The sequence below is a fragment of the Micromonospora sp. CMU55-4 genome (genome assembly GCF_011602315.1).
Classification (GTDB): domain Bacteria; phylum Actinomycetota; class Actinomycetes; order Mycobacteriales; family Micromonosporaceae; genus Micromonospora; species Micromonospora chalcea.
Genome location: NZ_JAAOLH010000008.1, coordinates 209,767 through 233,641 on the forward strand (window position 1 = coordinate 209,767; position 23,875 = coordinate 233,641).

Consider the following 23,875-nt stretch of genomic DNA (forward strand, 5'->3'; position numbering starts at 1 on the left):
GCCGTTATCCACAGCGAGACCATGACTGAAGAGTCTGATAAGGGTTAACAGTGACCGATACTCCCGAGTCCACCCCGAACGAGCCGGAGACCCCGGAGACACTGGCCGCGGTCGTCCAGCACGACCGGATCGAGCCGGTCGGCCTCGAGGTCGAGATGCAGCGCTCGTACCTCGACTACGCGATGAGCGTCATCGTCGGGCGGGCCCTGCCGGACGTCCGGGACGGGCTCAAGCCGGTCCACCGCAAGATCCTCTACGCCATGTTCGACTCCGGCTACCGGCCGGACCGCGGGTACGTGAAGTGCTCCCGCGTCGTCGGCGACGTGATGGGCCAGTTCCACCCGCACGGCGACTCCGCCATCTACGACGCGCTGGTCCGGATGGCGCAGCCCTGGTCGCTGCGCTACCCGCTGGTCGACGGCAACGGCAACTTCGGCTCCCCCGGAAACGACCCGGCCGCCGCCATGCGCTACTGCCTCGTCGGCGATGCCCGCATCCGTACCGCCGAGGGTTCCGTCCGGATCGGCGACGTCGTGCCGGACGCTGCGGCGAGCAGCGAGACCGACGTCGACCTCAAGGTCCGCGACCGCAACGGCGACCTGGTCCGCGCCAGCAAGTTTTTCCACTCCGGCGAGCACCCGACGCTGCGGCTGCGCACCCGTGAGGGGTACGAGCTGACCGGCACCCACAACCACCCGGTGCTCTGCCTGGTGGACGTGGCCGGCGTGCCGACCCTGCTGTGGAAGCTGCTCGCCGAGATCGCCCCGGGCGACCGGGTGGTCCTGCAGCGCACCGTGCCGGACGAGATCGGCTACCCGATGCTGGAACACGTCGAGGCGGCCGTGCTCGCGGGCGCGTTCGTGTCCGAGGGGTGGGTGTCGGAGAATCGGGCGGGCTTCAACAACGTGGACCGGGAGTTCTTCGTCCGGGTCCTCACCGCCTACGACCTCGCGGTCGGCGGCCCTCGGTACGTCGCCGAGCGGGTCATCGCCTCCGGCAGCAGGCTGCACGAGCTCGACGTGCAGGACCTCACCGCGCTTCGGGCGAGCGTGCTCGGCGAGATGGTGGGCGCGCGGAGCGCCGGCAAGTTCGTGCCGGAGTTCGTCTGGCGCGGACCGGCCGCGGTCAAGCGGGCCTTCCTCCAGGCGCTGTTCGAGGGCGACGGTTCGTCGTCGCTGCTGCCCCGCCACACGATCCAGGTCTCGTACTCGACCCGCAGCGAGCGGCTGGCCCGCGAGGTGCAGCAGCTGCTGCTGGAGTTCGGCGTGGTCAGCCGGCAGTGCCGGTACGACAGCGGTGAGATCAAGGTCGTCGTCACCAACCGTAGGGACGCCCGGATCTTCGCCGCTCACGTCGGCTTCCTCGGCCGCAAGCAGGCCAAGCTGGAATCCGAGCTGGCCCAGGTGCCGGCGACTAGCACCGCGCTTTCCGGCGATCACGTGCCGTTCGTCGGGGACTTCGTCCGCGAGCACGGCGCGAGCCGCTGGACCGAACGCGACTGGCTGCGCCGGCACAACGTGGACCGGATCGAGCGCTGGGAGCGGGACCGCGACGAGATCGCGGCCCGGATCACCGAGCCCGGCATCCTCGACGTGGTCGAGCCGCTTGTCGACGGGCGCTTCTACTACGCCGAGGTGACCGAGATCACCGACGCCGGTGTGCGGCCGGTCTACAGCATCCGGGTGGACACCGAGGACCACTCGTTCGTCTCCGACGGTTTCGTCAGCCACAACACCGAGTGCAAGCTCGACCCGCTGGCGATGGAGATGCTGCGGGACATCGACGAGGACACCGTCGACCTGCAGGACAACTACGACGGCCGGGCCAAGGAGCCCACGATCCTGCCGTCGCGGATCCCGAACCTGCTGATCAACGGCTCCGAGGGCATCGCGGTCGGCATGGCCACCAAGATCCCGCCGCACAACCTGCGCGAGATCGGCGCGGCGGTGCAGTGGTGCCTGGAGCACCCGGAGGCCGACGAGGCCACCACGCTGGAAGCCCTGCTGGAGATCGTCAAGGGCCCGGACTTCCCGACCCACGGCCTGATCGTCGGCCAGGCGGGCATCCAGGACGCGTACCGGACCGGGCGCGGCTCGATCCGCATGCGCGCCGTGGTCGAGGTCGAGGAGGACAAGCGTGGCCGGCCGGCGCTCGTGGTCAGCGAGCTGCCGTACCAGGTCAACCCGGACAACCTCGCCGAGCGCATCGCCGAGCTGATCAAGGAGGGCAAGCTCGCCGGCATCGCCGACATCCGCGACGAGTCCTCCGGGCGTACCGGCATGCGGATCGTGCTCGTGCTCAAGCGCGACGCGGTCGCCAAGGTGGTGCTGAACAACCTCTACAAGCACACCCAGCTCCAGGAGACGTTCGGCGCCAACATGCTGGCGCTCGTCGACGGCGTGCCGCGCACGCTCAACCTGGCCCAGTTCATCCGGTACTACGTCGAGCACCAGATCGAGGTGATCCGGCGGCGGACCGCGTTCCGGCTGCGTAAGGCCGAGGAGCGGGCGCACATCCTGCGCGGTCTGTCCAAGGCGCTGGACGCGCTGGACGAGGTGATCGCCCTGATCCGGCGTTCGCCCACGGTGGAGGACGCCCGGCAGGGCCTGATCCGGCTGCTGGACATCGACGAGGTCCAGGCGACCGCGATCCTGGACATGCAGCTGCGCCGGCTGGCCGCCCTGGAGCGGCAGCGCATCCTGGACGACCTGGCGAAGCTCGAACTGGAGATCGCCGACCTCAAGGACATCCTGGCCAAGCCGGAGCGGCAGCGGCGGATCGTCTCGGAGGAACTGGGCGAGATCGTCGCGAAGTGGGGCGACGACCGGCGTACGAAGATCGTCCCGTTCGACGGCGAGGTCTCGATGGAGGACCTCATCGCCCGCGAGGACGTGGTCGTGACGATCACCCGCACCGGGTACGCGAAGCGGACGAAGGTCGACCTCTACCGGTCGCAGCGGCGTGGCGGCAAGGGCGTCAGCGGGGCGACGCTCCGCCAGGACGACATCGTCAGCCACTTCTTCGTATGCTCTACCCACGACTGGATCCTGTTCTTCACGAACAAGGGTCGGGTCTACCGGGCGAAGGCGTACGAGCTTCCTGAGGCCAGTAGGGTGGCCAAGGGCCAGCACGTGGCCAACCTGCTCGCGTTCCAGCCCGACGAGCAGATCGCGCAGATCATTGAAATCCCGAACTACCAGGTGGCGCCCTACCTGGTACTGGCCACGAAGAACGGCCTGGTGAAGAAGACGCGGCTCGAGGAGTTCGACTCCAACCGTTCCGGCGGCATCATCGCGATCAACCTGCGCGATGAGGACGAACTGGTCGGTGCGGTCCTGGCCGCTCCGGAGGACGACCTGCTGCTGGTGTCGAAGAACGCCCAGGCGATCCGCTTCAACGCCACCGACGAGGCGCTGCGTCCGATGGGCCGGGCCACGTCCGGTGTGATCGGCATGCGCTTCAGCGGCGAGGACGAGTTGCTCGCGGTCGAGGTGGTGCGAGAGGGTCTGGACGTTCTGGTCGCGACGAACGGGGGTTACGCGAAACGTACCCCGATCGAGGAATACCCGGTGCAGGGCCGGGGAGGTAAGGGCGTGCTGACCGCGAAGATCACCGAGCGACGCGGTGGTCTGGTCGGCGCGGTAGTGATCGATCCGGAGGACGAGCTGTTCGCCATCACCAGCAACGGCGGCGTCATCCGGACTCCGGTGAAGCCTGTACGCCGTACGCGTGACCGGAACACAATGGGGGTCAAGCTGATGGACCTCCCGGACGGCGTGACTATCGTGGCGATTGCTCGCAATGCCGACGAGCCTGACGAACAGGACTAGTTGATGACGGAGACACAGGCGAAGTCGGGGAACAAGGGGACCTCGGCCACCCCGGCCGAGGAGGAGGCTGCGCAGGGCGGTACACCAGCTACCGGCCGTGCGGCCGTGGGCCGGGCCACGGTTCCCGCCGATGCGCCTGCCCCGAAGTTCACCCGCGCCCCCGGCATGGCGCCGCCTCCGGACAAGCCGGGCGAGGACTCGGGTTCCCGGGACTCGTCGGCCGAGACCAAGGTCGACGCGCCGACGTCGGCCAACGGTCTGGCCGCTCCGGCGGCCAAGCCCGCGAACGCCACGAGCACACAGCCGATCAAGCCACCGGCCGCGGCCGGCCGGGCCTCCACCGGTACGACCGGCACCCAGCCGCGTATCGGCGCCGGCCTGGGCACCGCGCCGAAGACGTCGCCCGACGGCGCCCGTCCGACCACCACCGGCGCCACCGGCCAGTCCCGGCCCGCGAACGGCGGGGGCCTGCCGCCGGGCGTCAGCGGCGCGGCCGCTGTCGGCGCCGCGCGCGTGGGCGAGGCGGTACGCGCCGCGCGTACCTCGGTCAGTTCGGCCGCGTCGCGCGGGCCGCGACGGGCCCGGCTGAACCTGAAGCGGATCGACCCCTGGTCCGTGATGAAGTTCGCGTTCGCGGTGTCCGTGGTGCTCTTCATCGTGGTCGTCGTGGCGACCTCGGTGCTCTACCTCGCGCTGGACGCGATGGGCGTGTTCAAGAGCGTCAACGACAGCCTGACCGACCTGGTGAACGCCGGCGGCGGCCAGGGCGGCGGCGGCTTCCGGATCACCGCCAAGGGCGTGATCCTGACGTCGGCGCTGATCGGCCTGGTCAACGTCGTGCTGTTCACCGCGCTGGCCACGCTCAGCGCGTTCGTCTACAACGTCTGCGCCGACCTGGTCGGCGGGATCGAGCTGACGCTCGCCGAGCGGGACTGATTCGGTCGACGCCGGGGCGCCGCGCAAAGCGGTCGCCCCGGCGTCGTGCGTCCGGGTAGGTTCGGGGTGGCGCGGGTGCTTCCGCCACGGACCCCCCGATTTGGGCGCGGCGGAGGCGATGGGTTAACCTTGCTCGTCGCCACGCGGGGCTATAGCTCAGTCGGTTAGAGCGCAGAGCTGATAACTCTGAGGTCGCTGGTTCGATTCCAGCTAGCCCCACCGCACATCGTCCGACGGCAGTCGAGCACGAGGGGTCAAGCACATGTTCAAGAAGCTCCTGATCCTGGCCGGCATCGTCGGTGTGGCCGCCGTCGTGGCCAAGAAGGTCAAGGCGTCGAACGACGAGCGCGCCCTGTGGCACGAGGCGACCACCGCGCCCGACCTGCGCTGAGCGCCGACACGGGGCCCTAGCTCAACTGGCAGAGCACTGCCTTTGCAAGGCAGGGGTTAGGGGTTCGAGTCCCCTGGGCTCCACCACATCATCTGGCCAGGTCAGGGCCCGTGACACGTCCGGCTAGACGCTCTTGCACCGTTGACGGTGGGACTACCGTCGGAGGCGTGATCGTGCGTACGCGCTGGACGATCCCCCACCCGCCTGAGGTGCTGTGGCCGGCACTCTGCGACTCACGCCTCGAACTGCAGCCCCGGTGCCCGGTGTTCTACCTGGGTACGCCTCGACCGACGATGTGCCGGTTGCCCGATGGCCCAGGCGAGGTAGACGCGGCCCGGCAGTGTGTCTCGGAGCAAGGGGTGGTGCGGCAGCGCATCACCGTATGGGAGCCACCAGCCCGGCTGGCGTTCCACATGGAGTCGACGGATCTCGGTTTCCACCGCTACGTTGACTATCTCGGGGATCTATTCGAGATGGCCCCTGCTGGCCGTGGCACGCACGTCACCCGGACCACGACGGTGACAGTCCGCGGGTTCGGCCGCGCCGTGCTCTATCCGGCGTTATGGGTCGGGTTGAAGTCGGTGCACCGCTTCGTGTTCCGCAACTGGCAGACGATGGTGTTATCGCCCCCGCGGCCGGGTGACGCTCCCTCGCCTACTAGGTGACGGCCGTCTGCCGCATATGGAGTCTCCTGACCTCCCACCACATGCTTGACGAATCCGTCCCAGCACATGCTTTACGTTTGGCCTAGATTCCGTGGTCGGCCTTGCGGGCCCGCCTGTGCTTCCAGGCGTAGATGAATGCTGCCAGGCCGATTACGGCGAGTGCGCCGGCGATGGCTGCGTGGACGGCGAGTCTGTGTTCGGCTGCGGTGATGTCGGCGGCTTGCTTCTCCAGCATCTCGGGAGTGGGGTCCTGGTAGGGCATCGAGATCCCGGACAGATCCAGGAACGGCAGGCACGGCAGCAGGCACGAGGCGATGAGCAGGAGAACCCCGGCGGTCAGCGCTAGGCGGGCACGCGACATCGCGACAGGCTTTCACAGGGGTCGTCTTCTGCGTTGACCGCCTCACGCCGTGGTCACCTTGCGGGGCCGGCTGGTTGAAGAAATATGACGCAAGGTGTCAGGTTTCGGGTGAAGCATGGGTTCATTGGTAGGCGCCGGCGAGAGGCGCGGACCACGGCGCAGATAGATGCGGAAAGACAAGGACCTCTTGATCGGCGGGAACTCACTCGCTCCCGCCTCACCCCATAGGCTCCGCCACTCGGAGTCGTCGCCGAGGACCCGGTCAAGTGCTTCGATCGCCAGTTGTGGCAGGTCGTCGTCCAAGCCAAGGGCTTTGCAAGGAAGAAGTTCGGGGTTCGAGGACCTCAGGCCGGGAACGGACGGTTGACGCGTGCGTCGGTGAGGACGGCGGTCCACCAGGCCAGTTCGGCCAGCGCGCTGGCCAGCGCCTTGTTAGTGCCGTCGGCGGGTGTGAAGCGGTTGCTGTCGTCCAGGGCTTCCCACGGGGCAGCCAGTCCGAGGCAGCGTCGCGTGGTGACCATGTTCAGTTCGGCCAGGACACCGCGCAGGTGTTCGATCGCCGCGTACCCGCCCTGGACTCCGTAGGCGACGACGGTGGCCGGCTTCAGCATCCAGGCGGCGTAGTGCCAGTCGATGAGCCGCTTCAGCGATGCGGGGTAGGAGTGGTTGTACTCCGGGGTGACAAACACGAACGCGTCGGCGGCTTCGATCCGGTCGGCGACCTCGGTCCTCGGGCCGCCGCCGGGAGAAAGCCGGGTGTCGTCGGGCAGGGTGATCCCGGCGAGGTCGATCAGGTCGACGTTGACGCCACTGCTCTGCTGGAGCGCGGCGACGACCCACTCGGCGATGGTCGGGCTCATCCGCCCGTTGCGAAGGCTGGAGGCGATCACCGCGACTCGCGTCGTGGTCTGCGCGGCCGTGGTGGAGTGGTGATTGGCATGTGCTGTCGGAGCGGTCATGTCCACCACGCTGCGGGTTGAACATATGTTGAAGTCAAGCCGGATCGACGCGCATCGTCGGGGGGAAGCAACCCCTCGCGGCGTACGGTGAGGGCATGACGCTCACGAACCCGGTCGTGGCATACGCGACCGTCAGCGAGGTCGCCGCCGACAGTGGAGTGGCGCCCTCGGCGGTGCGGTTCTACGAGAAGCACGGCGTGATCAACGCGGTGCGTACCGCAGGCAACCAGCGCCGGTTCGACGAGTCCGCGGCCTGCCGCATCCATGTCGCCAAGCTCGCTCAGCGGGTCGGGTTGACGGTGCGCGAGATCGCCGAGTTGTTCTCCGCGCTTCCCGCGGACCCGAGACCCGAGGATTGGGGTCGGGTCGCCGAGCACATCGTCACCGAGGCCGAGCAGCGCGTGGCCGACCTGAAGGCCCGGCTCGAACTGCTCGGTTCGGGCGCCAGGCTCTGCGATCTGGGAGCGGCACTGGACTCCTGACGCCGCCGGCTCGGCAACCGGCTGGAGGCGCTGCGATCCTGACCGCAGACGCCGCCGGAAGGCGCTACCGCCTCGTCGCGTACCTGCTCAGGGTCACGCCGCCGGGAAACGTCCGCGTCTCCACCAGGTCGAGCTTCGACCAGCCGTCCAGCGCGCCGAAGAACGGCTTGCCGGCGCCCACGAGGACCGGGTGGGTGACGATCTCGTACTCGTCGATCAGCCCGGCCCGCACGGCCGCCCCCGCGAGGGCTGCGCCACCGACCCTCATCGGGCCGCCGTCCCCGGCCTTGAGCCGGGTTATCTCGGCGATCGCGTCCCCGGTGAACAGGCGGGCGTTCCAGTCGACCTTGTCGATGGTGGAGGAGAACACCACCTTCGGCGTGTCCCGCCAGTTCCGGGCGAACTCGATCTGCGCCGGGGTGGCGCCCGGCTGCTGGTCGCCGGTCGGCCAGTAGGAGCTCATGTTCTCCCACAGGCGGCGCCCGTACAGGAACAGGCTGACCGCCCGCTCCTGATCGAGCCACCACTGGAACAGTTCGTCGCTCGATTCGCCCCACCCGATGTCGTCGCCGGGCGCGGACACGTAGCCGTCCACTGTCAGGTTCATGCCGTAGATCAATTTCCGCACAGCGCATGCCTCCGTCGGTCGGTCCCGCAACACCGGACCCCGCAGGTCAGTCGTGGCGGTGACGCAGAATGTAGTCGATGTGGCGGATGGTGTCCCGGCGGTCGTACTCGCTGATCGAGTCCCACAGGTCCGCCAGCCAGTAGAGCGATACGGACAGCATCCACGCCCATCCGCGTACCCAGGTCGCCTCGTCGAACCCGAGCGCCTCCCGGTAGGCGGCCCGGGCGCGGGCGTCGAACAGACTCCAGGCGGGTCGCACCTCGACGGCCGGATCGCCGCGGCCGAGACCGCCGAAGTCGATCACGCCGGTGAGCCGGCCCCGGTCGACCAGCAGGTTGCCCGCCAGCAGATCGCCGTGCAGCCACACCGGCGGTCCCGGCCACTCGTCCGCCGCCATCGCCTCGTCCCACGCCGCGGTCACTGCCCGGCCGTCGATCCGGTCGCCCAGCTCCGCGATCGACCGGCGGGTCAGTTCGTCGCGCTGCACCAGGGGTACGCCGCGCTGAATGCCTTCCTTGACCGGCCCGTCCATCGGGTCGATCGCGATCATCGCCCGTACGAAGCGGGCGAGGTCGACGGCGAGGTCGACGTGGTCCTGCCCGGATTGCGGGTTGTCCCCGTCGAGCCACGGGACGACGGTCCACGGCCACTGATAGTCCCCGCCGGGTCGGCCGACCGCGACCGGCACCGGCACGGGCACCGGGAGGTGAGGGGCGAGCCGCGGCAGCCAGGTCGCGTCGGTCGTCACCTGGTCGACCGCCCACGGCGCCCGTGGCAGCCGTGCCGTCAGGGAGTCGCCCAGCCGGAACAGCGCGTTGTCGGTGCCGTTCAGCGGCTGCGGCACGATCGCCAGGCTCGACCATTCGGGGAACTGGTCGCTGACCAGGGCGCGTACCTGCTCCACAGTGACGACGATCTCTCCCGGACGCATCGACGCGACCGTAGGACCCGCCGGATCACACGGTCAATCGAATTCGGAGCGCGGCGTGATCCTGATCATGAACCGATCGGTACAGAACCCTGCTACGGTTAGCTCCGAACCGAGCGGTACAAAATGTGCGGAGGGGAACGAGCGATCATGAGCGCCACCACTGAGGAACTGCGTGACTTCTACCTGCGGTACGTCGATCTGGCGAACAAGCGGGAGTTCGACCGCATGGCCGACTTCGCCCACGAAGAGGTGATCATGAACGGCACGCCGGTCCGGATGGCGGACATGGTGGCCGAGTTCTACAAGCACGTCGAGGCGGTGCCGGATCTCCACTGGGAGATCCAGGATCTGGTCGTCGAGGGCGACCGGATCGCCGCCCGCCTCGTCGACACCGGAACGCCCGTCAAGGAGTGGAACGGCCTGGCACCTACCGGCGCCTCGGTCTCGTTCGTCGAGACCGCCTTCTACCGGCTCCAGGACGGCAAGTTCAAGCACATGTCGTACCTGATGGACACCGACTCGGTGCGGCGGCAACTCGCCGGCTGACCGGGGGAATCCGGAAACGCGGCGCGCCCAGCCCGATGCGACATCGAGCTGGGCGCGCCCAGGAAGCTATGCGACGAAGCGGGAACGACGTCGGCGTCCGATGACGTAGCTGGCGCCGCCGAGGAGCAGCAGCGCCCCGCCGATGCCGGCCACTGTCGCGGTGTCGGAGCCGGTCACCGGCAGGCCGCCACCCTCGCCACCACCGTCGCCGCCGGGTACGCCCACGCTGGCGGAGGGACTGAGGGGCGGCACGACTGTCGACGTGGCGCTGGGCGTCGCGGTCGGCGTGGTCGTGGGCTGAGACGGCGTCGGCGTCGGCTGGGATGCGCAGTCGAGCGCGCGAGCCTCGTACAGGCCGTTGTTCAGGTAGGCGAGGTAGGCCTCGACGGACGGGTTGTCGAGCACCTTCTGCGCGGCGGCCCGCACGTTGGGGCCGGCACCCGTCATCGTCTGGCCGATCGAGACGCGCAGAGCCGTCGCCCAGCGATTCTCCACGTTCTTGAGGTATGCGCGAAGGTCGTCCGAGGTGCCCTTCAGCCGCTCCTCGATCTCGCCCGGCAGAACGGGCAACGATTCGGCCTGCGCCTCGGCCAGGAGCCGGTAGGCCAGCAGCCGCAGCTCGGAAACGTTGGCCGTGTCCAGGTCGATGGTGACGAGCTCGCGGAAATCCTTGTACACCTTGCGTTCGACCGTCTGGCAGGCGTCGTTCAGCCCGGGCGCTGCGGCCTGCGCCGCCGCGGGCGCCGCCGGAATCACAAAGGCCAGCGCCACCAGGGCGCCGGCCGGGGTTTTCCATCGCATGTGGACTTTCCTCCCCGTGTAGATCAAAACATGGAGATGTTACCGGTGTCCCTCCGAAGCGCAAGGAGCATTGATTGCGCTAACGGCGCAGTCGATCAACCGCCTCTCTTATCGCCGCGACCCGGCTCGCCAGTGGGCCGGCCGGCACGTCGGCGAGGTCGAATCCGGCCTCGCGATAGGTCAACTCGTGGATTCGCTCGAAGACGAGTGATTCCTCGAAGGTGATCCGGCGAGCGGCGGTCGCCTCCACGAAGCCCTGATGGCGTACGAAGAAAACGGTTTGTTCGTAGTGGCGATTCGCCGTCATGTCCTTGATCTCGGCGAACAGCGCGGACGGTGCGGCCCGGCCCAGATAGCGGCACAACGCCAGCGTGCAGACGGGCGAACGGTCGTGGAAGACGACCTCGCCGGCGTTCGCCGCGGCTCGGCGACGGCGCTCCCGTTGGAGATCCAGCACCCGGTCGGCGAAGCCCGGCTCACGCCACGGCTCCGGTCGTCCGAGCGCCTGGTGAAGCGCGATCACGTCGGTCGCCGCCTCCTCCACGACGGGGTACCCGTCGATCTCCAGGTGCCGGAGAATCGCTGTCTTACCGGAGCCGGGAGCGCCGGTGAGGATGTATCCGGGCATGTCGTCCTCCGAATGGCGGGCAATCCGCTTGATAGGCAAGCCGTCACTTGCATATGGTGGGTGACGTGGGCGATCTGTACCAGGCGCTGGCCGACCACACCCGCCGCCTGATCCTCGACGAGCTGACCGAGCGCGACGGTCAGACCCTGTTCGAGATCTGCGGGCGGCTGGCTACGAAGCACCAGGTCACGTCGTCCCGGCAGGCGATCTCCCAGCACCTCGACGTCCTGGAGGCCGCCGGCCTGGTCGTCACGCGGCGGCAGGGTCGCTACAAGTTCCACCACCTCGACACCCGGCCGCTGCGGGCCGTCACCGAACGATGGCTCAGGTCCGCCGAACCCACTCAGGAGAACTCATGAGAATCAACCTCACCAGCGTGTACGTCGACGACCAGGACAAGGCGCTGCGCTTCTACACCGACGTGCTGGGCTTCGTGCCGAAGACCGACGTGCCGACCGGGGAGTACCGCTGGCTGACAGTGGTCTCGCCGGACGCCCCGGACGGCGTGGAGCTGCTGCTGGAGCCCGACGCGCACCCGGCCGCCAAGGCGTTCAAGGAGGCGCTCGCGGCCGACGGCATCCCGCTGACGCAGTTCGCGGTGGACGACGTGGCCGCCGAGCACGAGCGGCTGCGGGGCCTCGGCGTGCTGTTCACCCAGGAGCCGGTCGACATGGGCCCGGTGACCACCGCGGTGTTCGACGACACCTGCGGCAACCTGATCCAGATCGCACAGTACCGGTAGCCGGGCGCTGACGCCGCGCTGAACCGCTGGACACGATCGGTCACCCTGGCGGCATGACGGTGTGGCGGCGCCCGTACTCGCTGGACCTGGCCACCTCCGGCTCCATGGTCGTGGCGGGGCTGGCGGTCGGCTACTTCGTGCTCATCGTGTTCGGGGTCCGTAGCGGCAGTCTCCTGGAACGGGAGGCGGTCGTCCTCGGAGTGTGGAACGCCGGCGTCCTCGCCGTCGCGGTCCGCCGCGCGATGCTCGGCGTCTGGGTGAGCCCCGTCGGCGTACGTTCGCGCTCGCTTCTCCGCACGACCACGGTGCCGTGGGCGTCGGTCGCGGATATCCACAGCGGTACGGGTTCGATAGCAGGTCTGGACATGGGACGCGACGCGATCGTCATCGAGCGGACCGACGGCGCGCCGGTGCAGACGCCGATCCAGTCCGGCGCCATCGTCCGGCCGTTCCGCCTGGAGCTGACCCGGCTGGTCACCTGGCCGGAGCACTACGACGAGATCCTCGCGACCCTGCGGGAGTGCCACCGCGAGGCCCGGCCCCCGGAGCAGCGCGCGGCGGCGAGCCCGGCGCCGGATCCGGTCCGCGTCGACCGTCCGGACCGGACCCGGCCGCCCGCGCCGAGCGCCGGGCGGCGGCGTGACATCCACGCGCTGACCCGGCAGTACGAGCGCGGGGTGCTGACCGACGCCGAGTACGCGGCCGAGTTGGCGCGGCTGCGGGGTGACGAGTAGGCGTCAGGCGAGCCGGTCGAGCAGTTCGCGGCTGCGGCTCACCACGAGCGCGGTCGCCTCGGCGTCGTACGAGGGCAGCGAGTTGTCGGTGAACAGGTGCCGGTCGCCGGGGTAGACGTACAGCTCGCCGCGCTCGGGGCCGACGATCGACACCAGCTCGCGGGCGGCGTCCACGTCGCCTTCCAGCCCGAAGAACGGGTCCTGCTCCATGCCGTGCACCTGTACCGCCACGCCGTCGGGCCAGGGGCCGATCGCCCACTCACCGGTCACCGGCAGGCAGGCTTCGTAGAGCAGGGCGGCCCGGGCGCCGGGCCGGGTCTGGGCGAGCCGCTGGGCGATGGCGGCGCCCCAGGAGACACCCGCGTGGACGAGGTCGGCGGGCAGGTCGGCGACGACCGCGTCGGCGCGCTGGTCGAGGACGTCGCCGCCGATGCGCTTGACCAGCGCGGCGCCGTCGGAGATGGTGGCCGGCCGTTCGCCGTCGAATAAGTCCGGGGTGTGCACGGTGTGTCCGCCGGCGCGCAGGGAGTCGGCGAGGGCGCGTACGCCGTCGGTGAGCCCTTGAATGTGGTGGAAGAGCACGATCTCGGCCATCACTACACTCCTGAGTTGTCAGACCAGAGTTATCGAACGAACCAGAATCTTAGAACGGTCGAGAAATGTCGGTCAATCAGCGGATCCCGGACTACGACCTCGAGGACCTGCTCGTGGTCACCGCCCCGGAGCAGTTGCGCGCGCTCGCCGACCCGCTGCGCAGCACGCTCCTGGAACTGCTCCTGGAACGCGCCGCCACGGTGAACGAGCTGGCCCGCGCGGTCGACCGGCCGAAGAGCAGCGTCGCGTACCACGTGAACCAACTGGTGGACGCCGGGCTGCTGCGCGTGGTGCGGACCCGGCGGGTACGCGCCATCGAAGAGCGGTTCTACGGGCGTGTCGCCCGCACCTTCTACGTCGGCGCGCTCACCCGGACAGAGGACAAGCAGGTCGTGTCCCGGATCAACGGGCTCGCCGAAGCAGCCGCCGAGGCGGCCGCCGCGCACGCCGCCGACGAACTGCGGTGCACGCTCGTGCACGCGCGCATCCCGATCGAGGACGTCCGCGAATTCTGGGCGGAGGTGCAGGCGCTGGCCCGGCGGTTCGCGCAGATCCCCCGCGCCGGGGACCAGGTGTACGGCTTCGCCGCCGGCCTCTACCCCACGGACGCGCCCACGCTCCCGGACACGGACCCCGCCCCTTCGACGGGGTCTCGCCGGGGCGGCGAAGAGAGCAGGCTAGCGTCGGAAGCGTGAGCACCGGATCCCCGCGCGTCCTGCCGGCCGAGCGCGGCATCGACGAGGCCGCCGCCGTTCTGCGCGCCGGCGGGCTGGTCGCCTTTCCCACCGAAACCGTCTACGGCCTGGGCGCCAACGCGCTCGACGCGCGGGCGGCGGCCCGGATCTTCGAGGCCAAGGCGCGGCCCAGCTTCGACCCGCTGATCAGCCACCTGGCCGACGCCGCCGACCTGGCCGCGCTGGTGGGCGAGGTGCCGGCGGCGGTGGCCGAGCTGGCGAAGCGCTTCTGGCCCGGCCCGCTCACCCTGATCGTGGACCGACCGGAGATCATCCCGCCGATCGTCACCTCCGGCCTGGACACCATGGCGGTACGCGTACCGGACGAGCCGTCGGCGCGGGCGCTGATCGCGGCGGCCGGCGTGCCGGTGGCCGCGCCGAGCGCGAACCGGTTCGGCCAGCTCAGCCCGACACGCGCCGAGCACGTGGTGGCCGGGCTGGGCGGCGCCGTGGACGTGGTGCTCGACGGCGGGCCCACCCGGTGCGGCATCGAGTCGACGATCGTGGACGCGCGCGGCGACCGGCCGGTGGTGCTGCGGCTGGGCGCGCTTCCGGTCGAGGCGATCATCGAGGCGGTCGGCCCGGTCGAGGTGCGCCAGGGCAGCTCCGGTCAGCCCGTCGCGCCCGGGACGCTGGCCGCGCACTACGCCCCGCGTACCCCGTTGCGGTTGGGCGCGGCGGCCGAGCCCGGCGGCGGCCGGCGGGGGTTCCTGGCCTTCCGGGAGCCACCGGCGGACGGCGACTGGGCGGCGGTGGAGGTGCTGTCGCCCGACGGCGACGTGACCGCGGCGGCGGCGCGACTGTTCGACGCGCTGCACCGGCTGGATGCGGCCGGGGTGACCGAGATCGTCGCCGAGCCGGTGCCGGACACCGGAGTGGGCCGCGCGATAAACGACCGGCTGCGCCGGGCCGCCGCCACCTGGCACTAGAACTGTTCCGCGTCGGGACGCCCGTGCGAGCCGGGCTGCGGCATGCGGTCCATCAGTTTGGTGAGCGTGCCGTTGGCGAACGTCGCGCCGAGCGCCGAGCCGGTGGCGATTGCCCAGCCCACCGGGCCCATCGGGGTGCAGCCGAAGAACTGGCTGACACCCGGCGTCTGCACCACCACGACGAGCGCGCCCACCGACGCGGCGGTGGCGGCGAGCACGCTGGGGCTGGTGCCGCCGGCCAGTACGGTCTGGCCGAGCTGAGTGCCGATCAGGGACGCCAGCGCGACGGTGCTGGCCCGCCGCTGGGTGCCGGTCCACCTGGCGATCGTCCAGCCGGCGGTCGCGCCCAGCGTGGTCGACGCCGCCCGCAGCCCGATCTCCCGGGTCATGGTCACACCGAGCGAGGAGTCCGGACCCTCTCGTAGCAGGTGGTCGGCACGGTCGTCGGCCGGCGGCCGTACCGCGATGGCGAGCGCCGGCGCGAGATCGGTGAGCAGGTTGACCAGCAGCAGTTGCCGGCCGTTCAAGGCGGAGCGGCCGGTCGCGGCGGCGCTGAGCACACTGAACGCGATCTCGCCGAGGTTGCCGCCGACCAGGATGCTGAGCGCGTGCCGCACCGACGACCACATGGCCCGGCCCTCGACCAGCGTGGCGATGATCGTCTCCAGCCGGTCGTCGGTGACCACCAGGTCGGCGGCGGCGCGGGCGGCGGGTGTGCCCCGTTGACCGAGCGCGATACCGACGTCGGCGAGCCGGATCGCCGGGGCGTCGTTGGCGCCGTCACCTGTCATCGCGACGGTCCGGTCCTGGCGCTGCAAAGCCTGGATGATCCGTACCTTGTGCGCCGGCGTGCAGCGCGCCACCACGTCGGTGGCCATCAGGCGCTCGGCGAGCGCGGCGTCGTCCAGCCGGTCCAGGTCGGTGGCGGTGACAACGCGCTGGCCGCCGTCCTCCGGGCTGATCGTGGCGGCGATCGCCTCGGCGGTGGCCGGGTGATCGCCGGTGATCATGACGGTGTGTACGCCGGCGGCCCGGATCCGGGCCACCGCCGGCCGGGCGCTGTCCCGCACCCCGTCGGCGAGCGTCAGGAAACCCACGAAGACCAGACCGTTCACCTGCTCGTCGCTGACCTGCTCGGTGGAGACCCGGCACTCGGCCACGGCGAGGATGCGGTGCCCGGCCCCGGCCCGCCCGGCCAGCATGGCCTGCACCTCCTCGCGCCCCGCCGCATCGAGCGGCCGGTCCCCCTCGGCGGTGCGCCGCGACGCGCAGCGCGGCAGCACCGACTCGGGGGCGCCCTTCACGCTCAGCAGCAGCCCGCCGGAGGAACGGCCGACAGCGGCGCTGTAGCCCCGGGACGGCTCGAACGGCAGCCCGGCCGTGGCGGTCCACTCCGCGGCGCCGGTCCGCTCGGTCACCCCGGCGGCGTCCGCGCCGTGGCGTACCGCCCGGTCGGTCTGCTGCGGCAACTCGTCCGGGTCGGCGGCGGACGGGGTGGCCCGCACCGCGGCGGCCAGCGTCGACCGCAGCGGCTCGTCCAGTTCGCCCAGCACGGCGTACCGGCCGTCACCGGTGCCCACCCCGGCCAGCAGCAGCTTCCCCTCGGTGAGCGTGCCGGTCTTGTCGAAGCAGAGCACGTCGACGCGGCCCAGCGCCTCGATCGTCCGGGGGTTGCGGACCAGGGCGCCGTGCTCGGCCAGCCGCCGCGCCGCCGCCAGCTGCGCGGCGCTGACCAGGAACGGCAACCCCTCCGGCACCGACGCCACGGCCAGGTTCGCGGCGGTCGCCGCCGTTTCGGCAAGGGGTACGCCCCGAAGCAGCCCCGCACCGGCCACCGAGATCGCCGAGGCGGCCGCCAGCGGTACGGCGCTGCTGGTCAGCTTGCCCAGCCGCGCCTCCACACCACTGGCGGGCGGGGCCTGCCGGGCCATCGCGAGGCTCCGCCCGGACTCGGTCTCCGCGCCGGTGGCCACCACCACAGCGGTGCCGTGCCCGGCGGCCACTGTGGTGCCCTCGAACAGCATCGAGTGCCGCTCGGCGATGGCCGCCGCGACCACCGGATCGGGGCTCTTCGCCACCGGCAGCGACTCACCGGTCAGTGACGACTCGTCCGCCTCCAGCCCGTCACTCGTCAGCACCCGGCAGTCGGCCGGTACGGCGTCCCCGGAGCTGATCGTGATCACGTCGCCGCGTACCAGCTCCTCGGCGGGCACCACCCGTTCCGCGCCGTCGCGCAGAACCCGGGCGGTGACCGCCGAGCGGGACAGCAGCTCGGCCAACGACCGTTCGGTGTTGCGCTGGTGCACCGCGCCGACCAGCGCCGACCCGCCCACCACGCCGCCGACCAGCGCCGCGTCGACGAGTGAGCCGAACGCGGCGGAGAGCACCGCACCGGCGGCCAGCACCGGGGTGAGCGGGTTGGACAGCTCCTCGACGAACGAGCGGAGCAGCCCGGCCGGACCGTGCTCGTCGCCGACCTCGACGCGCCGCCGCCGGGTCGCCTCGCCCTCGGTCAGCCCGGACGCGTCGGTGCCGAGCTGTTCGAGGACGGTCTCCACCGGCATGAGATGCCAGGCGCTGAGCGCGGGCACCGGTACGCCGGTGCGGTCCGGCAGCCGGTGCGCCCGGAACACGCCGTGCGCGAACGCGAGCGCCGCCGCGCCGTTCACCGCCGCGAGCGTCGGGCGGGGCAGCCGCCGACGGTCGGCGGTGAATGCTCCGAGCGCGCCGAGCCCGGCGCCGGCCATGGCGATCCGGATGTTCTGCTCGGTCATCCGGCGGGCCACCCCGGCCGCGTCGATGAGCAGTGCCGGTACCCGCAGGTCGTCGCCGACCAGCAGGTGCGCGCCCCAGGGCGGCAGGTCCTCCGGGCCGTACACGCCGAGGCCGCAGTCCGAGGCGGCGAGCGCCGACCGCTCGCCGGAGACCACCATCACCACCGCGCCCTCGCGTTGCAGGTCGTGCACCGCGTCGGCGAGCCGGGCACCACCGGGTACGAGCAGGTCGGCGAAGTCGTACCGGCCGTCGTCCGCGCCGCCGACCACGAGCCGCAGGCCCGCCTGCCGGGCGGCCGACGCCAGCGCGTCCACGCCCGGTGCGGGCTCGGGCTCTACCCGCAGTACGGCGGCGAGCCGGCCGTTCTCGGCCAGCCCGAGCAGCCGTCCACCGTCGGCGCGCAGCCGCGCGCTGTCCGCGGTGTCCCCGGGATCGTCGGCGCCGAGCCGGTCCAGCGGGCCGATCCGCCAGCCGTCGGCGGCGCGTACCGCGTCCGGCTCGGCCGGGTCGAACAGCGCGAACGCCCGGGCGGCGACCTGCCCGGTGTCGGCGTCGGCCAGCGGCGCCAGGTCGGCCAGCACCCCCCGGTCCGAACCGAGCACCGCCGCGTCCAGGACCACCGTGTCGATCCGGTCCAGCTCACGCAGCACGCTGCGGTCCATCGCGATCACGCCGCGCCGGGCGAGCATCCGGCCCAGTTGGGCGCCGTAACCCTCGCGGCCGGAACCGGGCGCCTTCGGCAGCGAGGACAGTGCCAGCGCGGCGGCCCGCTTGGGTCCCAGCACCGGCAGCGCCGCCGCTCCGGCGACCGCGCCGGCCGGGAGTACCCGCTTGGCGTAGCGCTCCGGCTGCCCGTCCGGCACCGGGCACGGCCGCTCGCCGTCCGGCACCCGGGCCACAGCCCGTTCCGGGTCACCGGTCAGGTGTGGCTCGGCCCGCCGCCACGCGGCCAGTTGAGCGGCCCCCTCGCCCCACTGCACGACGCGCTGCGCGCCGTCCAGCACGATCCCGGCCCAGCCGCCGGTGAGACCCTGCACCACCGCCTCGGCCAGCGGGAACAGCACCTCGGCGCGCGGGTCGGCGCGGATGCCCAGCCCGGCCAGCGCGTGCAGCTTCGGGTGCAGGTCGACAGCGCCGAGCAGCCCGGCGACCTCGGCCGGCACGGGGGTGAGCGGCAGCACCCGGGTGGCGGCGGAGATGCCCAGTCCGAGCACGTCGGACAGCAGCGCGCCGAACGTGCGCGCGGTACGCGGGCCGTCCTCGGGCGGCTGCGGCGGTTCGATCTCCGGGTCCGGCTCGTACGGGCAGGTCTGCTCGACGCGGGCCACTGTGGCGATCAGATCGCGCAGTTTCGGCGCCGGCTCCCCGGTCGCCACCACCACCCGGCCGGACGGCGCGTTCACCCGCGCCCAGGTCACGCCCGGCATCGACTCCAGCGCCGCCTCGACCTGACGGGCGAGCCGGTCGCCGCCGTCCTGGCAGACGCCGTGCACCTCGATGTGGTGGCGGCCGTCCTGCGACCACACCCGGCGGCTGGTCAGCCCGGTGAGCCGGGCCAGCCGGGCGGCGGCCGTACCCACGCTTCCCGCGACCTCGGAGACCTTGGTGGGTACGACCGTCGGGGACAGCAGGAGGCCGGCGAAGCGTCCCAGCGCCATCTCGCCTCCCGGTCTCGTCCCGGCGGCCCGACTTCCCGGCGCGGCGTCCGTTATGCCACCCGGACGGCAGAAGTTCGGGGTCCGGTCGTTCCCGCCGGACGAGACGGGGACCACAGTTGACCTCAACCCGGGGTGAGGTCCGAGGCTGTAGCCCATGACCAGCACCGCCGCCCTCCCGGCCGATCCACCCGTCGACCTGTGGTCGCCGCGCCTTCGGGCGATGACTGTGGGCAGCGTCGCCCTGGTGTCCCTGCTCGCGTTCGAGGCGCTGGCGGTGGGCACCGCCATGCCGACGGTGGCCCGCGCGCTGGACGGGCTCGGCCTGTACGCGCTGGCGTTCGGCGGCTCGTTCGCCTCCGGCGTGGTGGCGATGGTCGCCTCCGGCATCTGGTGCGACGCGCGCGGACCACGGCCGGCGATGTGGCACGGCGTCGCCTGGTTCGTCGCCGGGCTGGTGGTGGCCGGTTCCGCGACGACCATGGAGATGCTGGTCGTCGGGCGGGTGGTGCAGGGCTTCGGTTCCGGACTCGTCTCGGTGGCGCTCTACGTGGTGGTCGGTCAGGCGTACCCGGAGCAGTTGCGGCGGCGGATCTTCGCCGCGTTCGCCGCGGCCTGGGTGGTGCCGTCGCTGGTCGGCCCGGCGCTGGCCGGCCTGATCGTGGAACATCTGGGCTGGCGATGGGTGTTCCTCGCGGTACCGGCGGTGGCGATTCCGGCGGCGCTGCTGATCCAGCCGGGTCTGAAGGCGCTGGCCGGCACCGTGCCGACCCGGCCGCCCGCGGGCGCGCTGGCCCGCGTCGGCTGGGCCTGCGGGGCGGGGGCGAGCGCCGCACTGCTGCACTACGGGGGGCAGCAGCGCGGCGTGCTCGCCGCCGCCCTGACCGCCGGGGCGCTGGCCGGGCTGTTCGTCTGCGTGCCGCACCTGTTGCCGTCCGGGTTCCTGCGCGCGGCACGCGGTCTGCCGACGGTGATCGGCCTGCGCGCGCTGGCGTCGGCGGCGTTCGTGGCCGCCGAGGTGGTGATCCCGCTGATGCTGTCGCGGGAGCGCGGCTTCTCGCCCACCGGCGCCGGCCTGGTGCTGACCGTGGGGGCGCTGTCCTGGTCGGTGGGCTCGTGGATCCAGGGCCGGATCGCTTCGCCCCGGTCGGCGGCGAGCCTGCCCCGGGCCGGGCTGGCCTGCATCACCATCGGTACGGCGGGCGTCGCGTCGGCGCTGCTGCCCGGGCTGCCGGTGTTGCCGGCGGTGTTCTCCTGGGCCGTGGCCGGGCTCGGCATGGGACTGCTCTACCCGTCGCTGTCGGTGCTCACCCTGGAGCAGTCGGCCCCGGCCGAGCAGGGCCGCAACAGCTCGGCGCTGCAACTGGGCGACTCGCTCGCCGCGGCCACCGTACTGGCGCTGACCGGCGCCGTCCTGGCCGCCGGTGCGTCACCCGGCCCGGCCAGCTACGCGACCACGCTGGCGGTGGCAGCGGGCTGCGGCCTGCTCGGCCTGACCCTTGCCGGTCGAGTGGTGCCTCGCCCGGCGGGCTGAGGCGTTGCCGGCCCGGTCGCCGCTCACGCGCAGTAACGCTCCTGCCGAAGGCATCGCCTGACTGCGGTATGACTCCTGGTCATGATTATGACTCTCAGGTATATCGCTCAACAGTCGTAGTCGCCTGCGCCGGGCTCACACACTGTGATGGAGCAGCCCGGCAAGCGCGACTTCGGGCCGACGGCCCGGCGGGCGGTCACGATCCCGGCCGGGCTGCCGTCCTGAATGCGGACCGAGTGGGCAGGGCGTGGCTGGGAGGAGTGGCGATGCGGGTGCTGGTGACCGGGGCGACCGGACGGCTCGGGCGGGTGGTGGTGCCCCGGCTGCGGGACGAGGGCTTCACGCTCCGGGCGACCAGCCGTCGGCCCCGTACCGGAGACGGGGTGGAGTGGGTGAGCACCGACCTGGCCACCGGCGCCGGGCTGGCGGAGGCGGTCGGCGGGGTGGACGCGGTGCTGCACCTGGCCTCGTCGCCGCAACGGCGTACCCACGAGATCGACGTGCTCGGCACCCGCCGACTGACCATGGCCGCCGGCCACGCCGGGGTCCGTCACCTGGTGTACGTCTCGATCGTCGGCGTCGACCGGGTGCCGATCCCCTACTACCGGCACAAGCTCGCGGCCGAAGAGGTGGTGGCCGCCGGAACGGTGCCGTGGAGCGTGCTGCGCGCGACCCAGTTCCCCGAGTTCCTGGCGGACCTGCTGAAAGGCGCGAGCCGCCTCGGCCCGGTGATCGGGGACCGGGCCGTACTCGCCCAGCCGGTCGACCCGGCCGACGTGGCGGACCGGCTGGCGGTGCTGCTGCTCGCCGGACCGTCGCACCGGGTCGAGGACTTCGCCGGGCCGCAGGTGCTGCGCTTCGACGAGGCGGCCCGCACCTGGCTCGCGGCCCGCCGGGTACGCCGTCCGCTGCTGCCGGTCCGGATTCCCGGCCGCCTCGGGCGGGAGTTGCGTGGGGGCGGACTCACCACGACGGCCACGCCGACCGGCACCCGGACCTGGGCCGACTACCTCGCGGACACGTACGGGGGAACCGGCGGAAGATGAGAACCGGTCGGGTCCGCACCGGCCTACCGTGACCGCATGCTGGTCTTCGTCGCCACAGTGCTCCTCTACGTCTTCGGTTTCGTCTTCCTCTACGGCGTGATCCGGGTCGGCGTCCGGCACGGCATCGAGGACGCCGAGGCGAACCGTCCCGAGGTGCTGCGCCGCCGGCAGCTCACCACCGCCGAGAACCGGGACTTCGCGCAGGAGAACGCGTTCCTCAGCAATCCCAACTGAGGGGCGGAGCCGGGGCCCGGAGGGGCGATCCGCGAAGCGGGTGCGAGGATCGCGACATGATGGGGACGCTGAAGACGGAGCCGGCCCGGGCGCGGCTCGACCTGCTGGCACCGCCGGTCGCCGCGGCGCTGCAGGAGTGGCCGGCCGAGGCCCCGGTGGACGTGGACGACGTACTCGTCGCCCCGATCGACGCCGACCTGGCCGACACCGCCGCGTTCTGCGAGGCGTACCAGGTGGGGCTGGAGGAATCGGCCAACTGCGTGGTGGTCGCCGGTAAGCGCGGCGGCGAGACCCGGTACGCGGCCTGCGTCGTGCTCGCCACCACCCGCGCCGACGTCAACGGCGTGGTCCGCAAGCTGCTCGACGTGCGCAAGGCGAGCTTCGCGCCGATGGCCGAGGCGGTCGAGTTGAGCGGAATGGAGTACGGCGGCATCACGCCCATCGGGCTGCCGGCGGACTGGCCGGTCCTCGTCGACTCCCGGGTGATCGCCACCCCGCACGTGATCATCGGATCAGGCGTACGGCACAGCAAGATCGCCCTGCCCGGGCCGGCGCTCGGCGCGCTGCCCGGGGCGAGGGTGGTGGAGGACCTGGCCAGGCCGGCCTAGGTCCTCATTCGCATCGATCTTGTTCCACGTGAAACATCAGGCTGCCGCTTCGCGCTGCGCCACCTCGCGCAACGCGGCGAGCAGCGTCTCCGGCTCCTGCGCGCCGGTGACCGCGTACTTTCCGGCCAGCACGAACGTCGGCACGCTGGAGACGCCGAGCTGGTGCGCGGCGCTCAGGTCGGCGGCGACCTCCCGGCGGCCCAGGTTCGACTCCAGGTACTCCCGCGCCTCGGTCTCGTCCAGACCGGCCTCGCCGGCCAGCGTGACCAGCGCGTCGATCGATCCGACGTCGATGCCGTCGTGGAAGTGCGCCCGGTAGAGCCGCTCGACCATCTCGGCGGAACGGTCGCGCTCGGCGGCGAAACGCACCAGCCGGTGCGCGTCGAACGTGTTCGCCGCCACCGCCCGGTCGAACCGCAGGTCCAGGCCCGCGCCCGCGGCGACGCCGGTGACGTGCGCGGCCATGCCCTCGGCCTTGTCCCGTCCGCCGAATTTGTCGCCGAGCGCCTCCAGCAGCGGCTTCGGCTCGGTGACCGGCGTCGGGTCGAGCTGGAACGGCCGGAACCGGACGTTCACCTCGCCGTCGTACGACTCCAGCGCCTGTTCCAGTCGGCGCTTGCCGATCCAGCACCAGGGGCAGACCACGTCGGCGTAGATCTCGATGTCCATGACCAGCGACAACCCGCCGGTCAGGAGATCTGTTCCCGGACCTGGCGCTTGAGCCGGGCCAGGATGGCGGTGCCGCCGCGTACGCGCAGCGGGCTGATCGCCTGCGCCAGGCCCATCCGCTGGTAGAGATCGTCCGGCACGGCCAGCACCTCCTCGGCGCTCGCCCCGGCCAACCCTTCGGCGAGGATGCCGGCGAACGCCCGGGTGGTGGGCGCCTCCGGCGGGCAGTCGAAGACGGTGCTGACCGTCTTGTCCGCGTTCACCTCGGCGCGCAGGAAGAACGCGGTCTGGCACTCGGGGACCTGCTCCAGCTCCTCCCGGTTCACACCCTCGGGCAGGGGCGGGATCACGTCGGCGAACTCCAGCAGCATCTCCAGCACGACGTCGCGCGGTGCGGCGGCGAACTCGTCCACGATCTCGGCCAGCTTCGTCGGCATCTCGGGCATGAGTCGAGGCTATCCGC

Annotated in this window: 26 protein-coding genes and 2 tRNA genes; 17 read left to right on the forward strand and 11 right to left on the reverse strand. The window is 71.6% G+C overall.

Annotated elements, in window-relative coordinates; translation table 11 throughout:
* Positions 1-50: 50 nt before the first annotated feature.
* The 6 genes from gyrA (at position 51) to HA073_RS16530 (ending at position 5,822) form a co-directional block, all read left to right on the forward strand.
* A complete protein-coding gene (gene gyrA / locus HA073_RS16510; RefSeq protein WP_124778873.1) occupies positions 51-3,830 on the forward strand; it encodes an intein-containing DNA gyrase subunit A in 3,780 nt (1,259 codons plus the stop codon).
* A gap of 3 nt (positions 3,831-3,833) precedes the next feature.
* Positions 3,834-4,766 (forward strand): DUF3566 domain-containing protein, encoded by a 933-nt coding sequence (locus HA073_RS16515; RefSeq protein ID WP_043327671.1) that lies wholly within the window; start codon positions 3,834-3,836, stop codon positions 4,764-4,766.
* Between the two features lie 145 nt (positions 4,767-4,911).
* Positions 4,912-4,985 (forward strand) — tRNA-Ile (locus HA073_RS16520).
* 43 nt (positions 4,986-5,028) lie between these two features.
* Entirely contained in the window at positions 5,029-5,157 is a 129-nt protein-coding gene (locus HA073_RS30635; protein WP_013283222.1) for a DLW-39 family protein, read from the forward strand.
* A gap of 10 nt (positions 5,158-5,167) precedes the next feature.
* Positions 5,168-5,243, forward strand: a tRNA-Ala gene (locus HA073_RS16525).
* A gap of 81 nt (positions 5,244-5,324) precedes the next feature.
* Positions 5,325-5,822, forward strand: coding sequence for an SRPBCC family protein (locus tag HA073_RS16530; protein WP_166456803.1), 498 nt, complete (start codon positions 5,325-5,327; stop codon positions 5,820-5,822).
* Between the two features lie 82 nt (positions 5,823-5,904).
* Here the strand turns inward: HA073_RS16530 and HA073_RS16535 are convergent, their stop codons facing one another.
* The 3 genes from HA073_RS16535 to HA073_RS16545 are packed head-to-tail and all read right to left on the reverse strand — an operon-like array spanning position 5,905 to position 7,142.
* Complete coding sequence (locus tag HA073_RS16535) at positions 5,905-6,183, reverse strand: hypothetical protein (protein ID WP_064448033.1); 279 nt, start codon at positions 6,181-6,183, stop codon at positions 5,905-5,907.
* Positions 6,184-6,225: 42 nt separating this feature from the next.
* On the reverse strand, positions 6,226-6,579 hold the full coding sequence (locus tag HA073_RS16540) for a DUF4259 domain-containing protein (protein ID WP_231915607.1): 354 nt from the start codon (positions 6,577-6,579) through the stop codon (positions 6,226-6,228).
* Positions 6,528-7,142 carry an NADPH-dependent FMN reductase gene (locus tag HA073_RS16545; RefSeq protein WP_166456804.1) on the reverse strand — a complete coding sequence of 205 codons (615 nt, stop codon included), beginning with the start codon at positions 7,140-7,142 and terminating at the stop codon, positions 6,528-6,530. The genes HA073_RS16540 and HA073_RS16545 overlap by 52 nt, the downstream gene beginning before the upstream one ends.
* Positions 7,143-7,237: 95 nt before the next feature.
* Here HA073_RS16545 and HA073_RS16550 point away from each other — a divergent pair, with 95 nt between their 5' ends.
* Positions 7,238-7,624, forward strand: a complete 387-nt coding sequence (locus HA073_RS16550; protein ID WP_166456805.1) for a MerR family transcriptional regulator — start codon at positions 7,238-7,240, stop codon at positions 7,622-7,624.
* Positions 7,625-7,688: 64 nt separating this feature from the next.
* Here the strand turns inward: HA073_RS16550 and HA073_RS16555 are convergent, their stop codons facing one another.
* Positions 7,689-8,252, reverse strand: coding sequence for a dihydrofolate reductase family protein (locus HA073_RS16555; protein WP_166456806.1), 564 nt, complete (start codon positions 8,250-8,252; stop codon positions 7,689-7,691).
* 46 nt (positions 8,253-8,298) lie between these two features.
* The gene (locus HA073_RS16560) at positions 8,299-9,183 is read right to left on the reverse strand and encodes an aminoglycoside phosphotransferase family protein (protein ID WP_166456807.1); all 885 of its coding nucleotides are present in this window, start codon (positions 9,181-9,183) and stop codon (positions 8,299-8,301) included.
* 147 nt (positions 9,184-9,330) lie between these two features.
* On the opposite strand from HA073_RS16560, the gene HA073_RS16565 reads away from it, so the two are divergent.
* Positions 9,331-9,729 (forward strand): ester cyclase, encoded by a 399-nt coding sequence (locus HA073_RS16565; RefSeq protein WP_104112364.1) that lies wholly within the window; start codon positions 9,331-9,333, stop codon positions 9,727-9,729.
* A gap of 66 nt (positions 9,730-9,795) precedes the next feature.
* On the opposite strand, the gene HA073_RS16570 is transcribed toward HA073_RS16565, so the two are convergent.
* Positions 9,796-10,530 carry an LPXTG cell wall anchor domain-containing protein gene (locus tag HA073_RS16570; RefSeq protein ID WP_166456808.1) on the reverse strand — a complete coding sequence of 245 codons (735 nt, stop codon included), beginning with the start codon at positions 10,528-10,530 and terminating at the stop codon, positions 9,796-9,798.
* A 79-nt stretch (positions 10,531-10,609) separates the two neighbouring features.
* Positions 10,610-11,197: an AAA family ATPase gene (locus HA073_RS16575; RefSeq protein WP_240925803.1), complete on the reverse strand. Its 588-nt coding sequence runs from the start codon at positions 11,195-11,197 to the stop codon at positions 10,610-10,612.
* Between the two features lie 14 nt (positions 11,198-11,211).
* Between HA073_RS16575 and HA073_RS16580 the strand changes: the two genes are divergently transcribed.
* The 3 genes from HA073_RS16580 to HA073_RS16590 are packed head-to-tail and all read left to right on the forward strand — an operon-like array spanning position 11,212 to position 12,634.
* Positions 11,212-11,517, forward strand: coding sequence for a helix-turn-helix transcriptional regulator (locus HA073_RS16580; RefSeq protein ID WP_166456809.1), 306 nt, complete (start codon positions 11,212-11,214; stop codon positions 11,515-11,517).
* Complete coding sequence (locus tag HA073_RS16585) at positions 11,514-11,900, forward strand: VOC family protein (RefSeq protein ID WP_043327663.1); 387 nt, start codon at positions 11,514-11,516, stop codon at positions 11,898-11,900. Before HA073_RS16580 ends, HA073_RS16585 begins: the two co-directional genes overlap by 4 nt.
* A gap of 53 nt (positions 11,901-11,953) precedes the next feature.
* Entirely contained in the window at positions 11,954-12,634 is a 681-nt protein-coding gene (locus HA073_RS16590; protein ID WP_166456810.1) for a PH domain-containing protein, read from the forward strand.
* A 3-nt stretch (positions 12,635-12,637) separates the two neighbouring features.
* On the opposite strand, the gene HA073_RS16595 is transcribed toward HA073_RS16590, so the two are convergent.
* Entirely contained in the window at positions 12,638-13,228 is a 591-nt protein-coding gene (locus HA073_RS16595) for a dienelactone hydrolase family protein (protein WP_104112361.1), read from the reverse strand.
* Positions 13,229-13,293: 65 nt separating this feature from the next.
* Here HA073_RS16595 and HA073_RS16600 point away from each other — a divergent pair, with 65 nt between their 5' ends.
* Both HA073_RS16600 and HA073_RS16605 read left to right on the forward strand, forming a co-directional pair.
* Positions 13,294-13,923, forward strand: coding sequence for a helix-turn-helix domain-containing protein (locus HA073_RS16600; protein ID WP_069089560.1), 630 nt, complete (start codon positions 13,294-13,296; stop codon positions 13,921-13,923).
* A 20-nt stretch (positions 13,924-13,943) separates the two neighbouring features.
* The gene (locus HA073_RS16605; protein ID WP_043330800.1) at positions 13,944-14,891 is read left to right on the forward strand and encodes an L-threonylcarbamoyladenylate synthase; all 948 of its coding nucleotides are present in this window, start codon (positions 13,944-13,946) and stop codon (positions 14,889-14,891) included.
* Here HA073_RS16605 and HA073_RS16610 read toward each other — a convergent pair.
* Positions 14,888-19,324 (reverse strand): HAD-IC family P-type ATPase, encoded by a 4,437-nt coding sequence (locus HA073_RS16610; protein WP_166456811.1) that lies wholly within the window; start codon positions 19,322-19,324, stop codon positions 14,888-14,890. The genes HA073_RS16605 and HA073_RS16610 overlap by 4 nt on opposite strands.
* A 154-nt stretch (positions 19,325-19,478) precedes the next feature.
* On the opposite strand from HA073_RS16610, the gene HA073_RS16615 reads away from it, so the two are divergent.
* From HA073_RS16615 to HA073_RS16630, 4 genes are all read left to right on the forward strand, one after another.
* Positions 19,479-20,855 (forward strand): MFS transporter, encoded by a 1,377-nt coding sequence (locus HA073_RS16615; protein ID WP_069089558.1) that lies wholly within the window; start codon positions 19,479-19,481, stop codon positions 20,853-20,855.
* 266 nt (positions 20,856-21,121) lie between these two features.
* Positions 21,122-21,901 carry an SDR family oxidoreductase gene (locus tag HA073_RS16620; RefSeq protein WP_166456812.1) on the forward strand — a complete coding sequence of 260 codons (780 nt, stop codon included), beginning with the start codon at positions 21,122-21,124 and terminating at the stop codon, positions 21,899-21,901.
* 36 nt (positions 21,902-21,937) lie between these two features.
* A complete protein-coding gene (locus HA073_RS16625; RefSeq protein WP_043327658.1) occupies positions 21,938-22,135 on the forward strand; it encodes a hypothetical protein in 198 nt (65 codons plus the stop codon).
* Between the two features lie 59 nt (positions 22,136-22,194).
* Positions 22,195-22,743, forward strand: a complete 549-nt coding sequence (locus HA073_RS16630) for a YbaK/EbsC family protein (protein ID WP_043330797.1) — start codon at positions 22,195-22,197, stop codon at positions 22,741-22,743.
* 36 nt (positions 22,744-22,779) lie between these two features.
* Here the strand turns inward: HA073_RS16630 and HA073_RS16635 are convergent, their stop codons facing one another.
* Together HA073_RS16635 and HA073_RS16640 are read right to left on the reverse strand one after the other, a co-directional pair.
* Positions 22,780-23,412, reverse strand: coding sequence for a DsbA family protein (locus HA073_RS16635; protein ID WP_166456813.1), 633 nt, complete (start codon positions 23,410-23,412; stop codon positions 22,780-22,782).
* A 20-nt stretch (positions 23,413-23,432) separates the two neighbouring features.
* Positions 23,433-23,858, reverse strand: coding sequence for a SufE family protein (locus tag HA073_RS16640; RefSeq protein WP_013283255.1), 426 nt, complete (start codon positions 23,856-23,858; stop codon positions 23,433-23,435).
* Positions 23,859-23,875: the final 17 nt, after the last annotated feature.